Below are 7,188 nucleotides of genomic sequence, written 5' to 3'. Positions count from 1 at the left end.
GTGTTATTTACAGGGGTATTTGCACTTATGGGAGGATTAACAACATTTGGCTTAGACTTAGGATCTTTAGAATCGGTCAGAGCGATTCTTCCATTCTACTCAGTTGGATTAGAATGGATTGTACCAGCTATTGCTGGGGCAGTTATTGGAATACTTTTGAGCGGGTTTGATAGAAAAGTAGAAACAGCAAAAGCCGTAGAAATTAAAGGGTAATAATAGTGTTTTTCATGTGAACTATAAAAAGGCGAACGCAGATTATCACAGTTCGCCTTTTTTACCAAATTCCCTTAAAAGTGACTTTTTGGACAGGTTCTTTGTTCCAAAGTTATTGAAGTTTAACTTTACTTTTTATTAATTGTTTAATAGGTGTTACGGATATTCCTAAAAGAATAAGCAATACTCCGCCCCATTGAAGAAATGACACATACTCTTTCAATACAATAATGGAGGCAATGATGGCAGTAGGAAGTTCGGCACCGCCTAGAATCGTAGCCAATCCAGATCCTGTTTTCGGTGAACCAATAGCAAAAAAACTAATAGGTATTACTACTCCTAGTAAGCCTAATAAAATACCATACTTCCATAATCCCTCTGCCATGGAACCATTATATAAAAATGATGGTGAGAAAGTTAGCATCAATATAATTAAAGCGCCAGTCGTCATTAATGCCCCCCGATTTAGAAAGGGAACATCGGCTTCAATTCTTCCAGTACTAAATATAAATAATGAAAATGTAATAGCTGACAATAAACCAAAAATAATCCCCTTCATATCAAGGGTGGAAAAACTATTACCTATTATACCACTAGCCATAACAGTGCCAATTAATAGAATCACAACAGACAAAATTTTCTCTCTGCTTGGCAGTCGTTTATCAACCAGGCTTTCTATTAATATACCAATCCAAGTAAATTGGAATAACAGTACAATTGCTATGGAAGCTGGAATGGTCTTTAGCGATATTCCATAAAACATACCAGTAAAGCTTGAAGAAGTTCCTGCAAGGATTAAAATTAGTGCTTTTTTTAATGAAATACGTTTTTTAGAAAAAAGAAGGCTTAACACCAGCAGCATTAACCAGCCAAAAAAATATTGGCTGGTAATAACTTCCCCAACCGTAAAGCCATCATGATAGGCAAGTTTTATAATAGATGCAATCACTCCATAGCTGCATGCCCCAAGAAAAACAAGAAGTGAATATTTATATGTTTTAAGCACGTATACCTCTCCTTAAGTTGTAAAAATAACGAATACCCACCTAAAAAAGGTGGGCAATTAAAATTTTATCGCAGATTAACGGGCAGAAAGACTCCCACTTCATGACTAAGAGGAATCGATGAAGTATAAGTGGGAGTCTTACTGCCCGTAAATGCCCGATTAGTTCAACTAACAATCAGTGGTCGATGAGGGAGAATAAATCGCGACTTCTTGTAACAACGTCTGAACTAGCATATCCTATGCGCCAGCCCCCCACTGATTGAAGTTTCACTTTATCTATTTTTTCAAATATTCGATAAAACGTTCAAGAAATCTTTCGTGATCTACATCTACACAAATGTTTACATTCGGTTCTTTTTTCAATAAATTTCTAAAGTCACAGATTGTCTGTCCATAGCTCAAGTCACTTTTTGTCTCTACGTCAACATAATATTTCTCTGTCTTCACAAGACTTTTGTCTAAAGCCACAGCAACGGCTAGTGGATCATGTAAAGCACAAGCATTGACGCCGTATAGGCCTAAAGAAAATTCCCTGTAAACGCCTGTACTATTTTTGACAAACTCATAGTATTTGGTCCCTTTTAATTGATTAATATGTTCTTCAGAAAGCATCACTTTTCTAGTCACATCTAAACTAACTAAAGTAATGTCCATGCCTGAATGGAAGACAATTTTCGCTGACTCTGGATCCCCAAAAATATTAAACTCAGAAGTCGGCAATGTATTTCCTCTGCCGGAAGATTGCACGATTCCCCCCATAATCACAACATCTTGCACCCATTGGGCCACTCTTGGTTCTTTACGAAGCGCTAGAGCGAGGTTTGTCAATGGAGCAACCATGATGAGAGTCAGTTCTCCCTTATATTTTTCCGCCTGCTCGATGATGAAATCAGCAGCAAAGATACTATTCTCTTGTACACCCGCATCGATATGATCGAGCGCCCCGCCGATTCCATCTTCTCCATGAACTCTAAATTCATGATAAGGTTCTCTAAGAAGAGGGCGAGAAGCACCTTTATATACATTGATTTTGTTTTCCATGCCGAGCAATTTCAACATTCTGTGTGTATTAATATTTACTTGCTCAAGCGGAACATTGCCGCAAACCGTTGTAATTCCTAAAACATCAAGCTGTTCGCTCTGTGTCGCATACAAAATGGCGAGTGCATCATCTACCCCAGTATCTACATCGATAATAACCTTTTTCACACTGATCACTCCTCACTTTTTTTAGAAATAAATCCCAGCAATTGCACCACTCATTAGATTGGCCAATGAAGCGGCAATTAACGCACGAAAAGCTAATTTCTGAATAACAGCTTTTTGATTTGGCGCCATGGATGATAATGCTCCAACTAATATTCCAATAGAGCCTAAGTTTGCAAATCCGCATAAAGTAAACGTGATAACGGCTTGGGCTTTTTGTGAAAATTCAGCTGTTTGCCCAGCGAATGAAGAAAAGGCAACAAATTCATTGAATACTAATTTTTGACCAATTAAGTTCCCTGCCATCACTGCTTCACTCCAAGGAATTCCAATAATAAAAGCAATCGGTGCAAATAGATAACCGAAGATCATTTCTAAAGATAAACCTTCAAATCCGAACAGACCTCCGATTCCGCCAAGGATACCATTTGTGAAAGCAACTAAGCCAAGAATAGCCATAAGCATGACGGCAACGCCAAACGCTATTTTGGCACCATCAAATGCACCATCAGTAATGACTTCTAGAATATTTCTTTTCTTCGGATTTTCACCATTGTTTGCTAATGTCTTTAAATCAATCTCCGTGTCCGTTTCTGTTTCCGGCATTAATAATTTAGCCATGACAAGTCCTGCTGGTGCGGACATGAAGCTTGCAGCTATTAAATATTCAATGGACACACCCATCGCAGCTAGTCCAATCATGACAGCACCGGAAACAGATGCCAATCCTCCAACCATGACAGCAAAAATTTGCGATTTAGTCATATATGGCAGATATGGCTTAATGACAAGAGGTGCTTCTGACATCCCAACGAAAATATTTGCTGTTGCAGACATTGACTCTGTCTTGCTAACTTTTAAGAGTCTTGAGATAAATCCGCCGATAATTCGTACAAAAATTTGCATAATTCCTAAGTGATATAAAAGAGAAATTAAAGCTGATAAAAAGATAATGATTGCTAATACTCTAACCGCAAAAATCGAACCTGCCGGACCCGCCTTGTCTGCAAGACTGCCGAATACGAACGCTACACCAACATCTCCATAATGGATGACCTTATTGACACCAGCAGAAACTGCTTGCAATGCTTCTTGTCCTAATTTTGATTTCAGAACAATAAAACCAAAGACAAGCTGTAAAAGAAATCCTAAACCAATAGTACGAAAATTAATCGCCTTCCTGTTTTCAGAAACTAAATAAGCAATAAAAAATATGATTGAACACCCGATTAAACCCCAAAGAATATTCAATTTTTTCACCTCGCTAAAGTTTTTTAATGTTAAAAAAATCACTTCAAAATTCCAAATATACTATTTTCTCAATTTAATGCTTACCCGTTATTTTTTATGAAATTCTTAACCTCGTTTTCCGTTGGCATACCCGTTTGCGCGCCTAGCTTTGTCGTAGATAACGCAGCAACTGCATTGCCATATTTACATGCAGCATCCATAGTAAGACCTTTGCTTAGAGCGACTGCAAATCCGCCGTTAAACGAATCCCCAGCACCAGTTGTATCTACAACATTTACTCTGAATGCTGGTATATTTACTTCTTTTCCACCTTGATAGAAACTAACGCCTTTGCTTCCTTTTGTAAGAATTACTTTTTCTTTCAGAACTTTTTCTTCCATTGCTTTTTCTAATACCTTATACTCATGTTCATTTGGCGTTAGATAATCAACATTTGCAATGAGTTCAGCAGGCAGCTCTTGAATTGGAGCTGGATTTAAAATAATTTTGACCCCATTTTCTTTTGCAATTTCCACCGCTTTTTCTACCCCTTCTAGTGGAATCTCAAGCTGTAGAATGAGAATATCACTGGATGCAATTGTATCTCTTTTTGATTCAACGAACGCTGCTGTCACATGTTCGTTAGCTGCCGGAACGACAATAATACTATTATCTTGATTAGATACAATAATCGTAGCCGTTCCCGTTGAACCTGTAACCGGTTCCACATTGCTTACATCAACACCTTGGTCAGATAGATGTTGAATAAGCTCTTTCCCAAATGAATCATTCCCGACACATCCAATCATGTGCACATCTGCCCCTAATCGGGCTGCTGCAACTGCTTGGTTTGCGCCTTTCCCCCCAGGATTTGTTTGAAATCGATTTCCTAATAGTGTTTCGCCTATTTGGGGGACTTGATCAGTTATCGTCACTAAATCCATATTAATGCTGCCGACTACTGTTATTTTTGGATTATTGCTCATTTTAATTGAAACCTCCTTAAGTTGATTGCCTTTCAACAAGGTGAACATCCAATGTATAGATTGTTTCCAAAACTGGCTGCTTCTCTATTAATTGAACGAGCAAAGTTGCAGCTTTTTCCCCTAATTCATAGATGGGCTGAACGACTGTTGTTAATTCAGGTGTTGTAGCAGTTGACATCATGATTCCATCAAACCCAACAATTGCAATGTCCTCGGGCACCTTTTTTCCAAGCTTATGAACGGCTTTAATCGTTCCGATGGCACTAGTATCATTTGCCGCAAATATCCCATCAATGTCAGGGTGTAGTTGCAAAAGCTTCATAGTTGCATCAAATGAAGTTTGCATGGAAAAATCTCCTTCAGCGATGAATGTTTCTTTAAACCAAGGCTCCTGACTTACAATTTCCCGATATCCTTTACATCGCTCATCAGCAGTAAAAATATCGTGCGGGCCCCTAATATGAGCAATTCGCTGTCGCCCTAATTCTTTCAAGAAACTTGCAGCAAGTCTTGCACCTTTTCTATTTTCAACTATGATTGTTGGCAGGCCCTTACTTATTTCCCGATCAATGCTGACAATAGGGATCTTAATCTTCTCAATCTGCTCAGCAGTCATGGTATTAGATGCTACGATTAAACCATCAACGTACTTCTGCATCATCATATCCAAATAAACCTGTTCTTTAGCCCTATCCTCATCTGAGTTGCACAGAATCACTGTATATCCAAGCTTTATTGCTACGTCCTCAACTGCTCGAGCTAGCTCTGGAAAGAATGGATTCATAATATCTGGAAGCATTAAACCTATCGTTTTCGATTGTTTCTTAAAAAGGCTCCTTGCGACTGCATTCGGCTTGTAGTTCAATTCCGCAATCGCCTGCTCGATCTTTTTCCTGGAATCTTCGCTTACATAACCTTTATTATTTAATACTCTTGAAACAGTAGCTACAGAAAGACCTGTATGCTTTGCGACATCCTTAATTGAAACCATTTTGTCACCTCATTGACCTGTAACCGGTTACACATATTTTATAGCAGAATCGTTTTACTAGTCAATAAGAATTTTGTCGAATCCTGTATAATATGTCATACAAAATGAATATATATGACATATTTATTTACATTTACTCTGTTCTTTTTCAGCCTAAATCCATATTTGGTTATTAATGGTTTGGATATAAAAATAGCGAACAGTGACATTTGCTGTTCGCTATTAAACTCCTCTATTATTGTTATTACTACTTTTCGTTTAGGATAAGCTCACTAATCTTGAACAATCCGAATGGCGTCCTGATCCAAGCTTTCCACGCCTTGTTTGAAGGCCAGTCTTGTTTTAAATCGATAAGATAAAGTGTCTGTCGATATTCTGGCATTGTTTGGCAAAAGGAATGAGAATGGAATTTTATTAACAGCTTCAGACTGAATGATTTTAGTAGTTAATATAGTGATAGAATCCACAATTTCTTCGCTTTCATCTGTCCTATTAAAGGTGACCAAATCACAATCTATCCTTTTCAGTTCTTGTGATATCGTGCCTCCCTTAATCAAGAAATGTCCCTTTACGACTTCACCTGGACGGTATATTTCTTTATCAAGTATCAGATCAATCTGTGCTGAACCTATTCCTATTAATGCCATATATTTTCTTAATATCATGTATACTCTCCTGTTTATATTTTGGGTTCTTGTGTCTATTTATTAATGAATGAATTTTGAACTCGTCTCTCTATTAAAGCTTCCATTTTGAAGTTTTTTATAAATAAAAGCAATACCATTCAATAAAAAATCGGGAATTTTCTTCGGTAAATAGCGCTTATTATAGAAGCGGTAGAACGCTTCCTTTAAATCCGCCCACTGGGTGCATAATTTGGATTGTCTAAATCGAGCTACATCAATAATTTTAATTTCATTATTAGATGTAATAATAATGTTTCGCAAATGAATATCAGATGGATTTAACCCTTGTTCTCTAGCTAGCTGTAAAGCTGCATCTATTTCCTTTACCTTTTCTTCAAAAATCGGTATACCCTTTGTTAGGCATTCAAAAAGTGTATGCCCATCTATATAATCAATGACTAAATAATTAGGGCCTGCCTCATATAGAGTGGGAAAATAACGGATATGCTGAATCGATTTGTAAATTTCCCCCTCCTCCTTAGCTAGATGGGTATAATCAGGGAAAAATACCTTTATTGCTTTAGTAGATTGTTGAATTCTAAATACATACGCACTTCTTCCCTTTCCAATCAAAGTTAGCGATTTATCGTAATCCAAAAGCTTTTGTTCGTTATGAGTAGTGATCATTTTGACACTTTCAGCTAAATTAGTAAATTGAAAAATAGTAGACACGCTCCCCTAGTTATTTGTTTAACGAACAATCAAAAAAGGCGTTATAACCGATTTTCTGGTTATAACGCCTTATACAAAAAGACCTTACCAATAAATCGGTAAGGTCTCGCAAACAATTTAAAATTGCCAATAAAGCCGAGGATTTAATCCCGTAATGACGACTTTATTGTAATGCTACTCCCCTTAAACGGAAGAATT

8 protein-coding genes are annotated in these 7,188 nt (G+C 37.3%); 1 reads left to right on the top strand and 7 read right to left on the bottom strand.

Annotated features, from left to right (window positions below; translation table 11 throughout):
* On the top strand, positions 1-213 hold a 213-nt coding region (locus V7164_RS20165; RefSeq protein WP_335355050.1), incomplete at its 5' end, for a branched-chain amino acid transport system II carrier protein.
* 112 nt (positions 214-325) lie between these two features.
* On the opposite strand, the gene V7164_RS20160 is transcribed toward V7164_RS20165, so the two are convergent.
* The 7 genes from V7164_RS20160 to V7164_RS20130 all read right to left on the bottom strand — a co-directional run bounded on the left by V7164_RS20160 (position 326) and on the right by V7164_RS20130 (position 6,990).
* Positions 326-1,219: an EamA family transporter gene (locus tag V7164_RS20160; RefSeq protein ID WP_335355049.1), complete on the bottom strand. Its 894-nt coding sequence runs from the start codon at positions 1,217-1,219 to the stop codon at positions 326-328.
* Positions 1,220-1,495: 276 nt separating this feature from the next.
* Positions 1,496-2,428, bottom strand: a complete 933-nt coding sequence (locus tag V7164_RS20155; RefSeq protein WP_335345019.1) for a nucleoside hydrolase — start codon at positions 2,426-2,428, stop codon at positions 1,496-1,498.
* Positions 2,429-2,449: 21 nt separating this feature from the next.
* Positions 2,450-3,676: a NupC/NupG family nucleoside CNT transporter gene (locus V7164_RS20150; RefSeq protein WP_335355048.1), complete on the bottom strand. Its 1,227-nt coding sequence runs from the start codon at positions 3,674-3,676 to the stop codon at positions 2,450-2,452.
* An 80-nt stretch (positions 3,677-3,756) separates the two neighbouring features.
* Complete coding sequence (gene rbsK / locus V7164_RS20145) at positions 3,757-4,641, bottom strand: ribokinase (protein ID WP_335355047.1); 885 nt, start codon at positions 4,639-4,641, stop codon at positions 3,757-3,759.
* Positions 4,642-4,657: 16 nt separating this feature from the next.
* Positions 4,658-5,632, bottom strand: a complete 975-nt coding sequence (locus tag V7164_RS20140) for a LacI family DNA-binding transcriptional regulator (protein ID WP_335355046.1) — start codon at positions 5,630-5,632, stop codon at positions 4,658-4,660.
* A gap of 272 nt (positions 5,633-5,904) precedes the next feature.
* Complete coding sequence (locus tag V7164_RS20135; protein WP_335348326.1) at positions 5,905-6,297, bottom strand: sporulation protein; 393 nt, start codon at positions 6,295-6,297, stop codon at positions 5,905-5,907.
* A 42-nt stretch (positions 6,298-6,339) separates the two neighbouring features.
* Positions 6,340-6,990, bottom strand: a complete 651-nt coding sequence (locus tag V7164_RS20130) for a protein kinase family protein (RefSeq protein WP_335348325.1) — start codon at positions 6,988-6,990, stop codon at positions 6,340-6,342.
* Positions 6,991-7,188: the final 198 nt, after the last annotated feature.

Origin of the sequence: Bacillus sp. JJ1474, from assembly GCF_036965225.1 — a bacterium.
In the GTDB taxonomy this organism is placed as follows: domain Bacteria; phylum Bacillota; class Bacilli; order Bacillales; family Cytobacillaceae; genus Cytobacillus.
The sequence above is the reverse complement of the archived record's forward strand: the minus strand, read 5'-3'. Positions and strand labels throughout refer to the sequence as shown.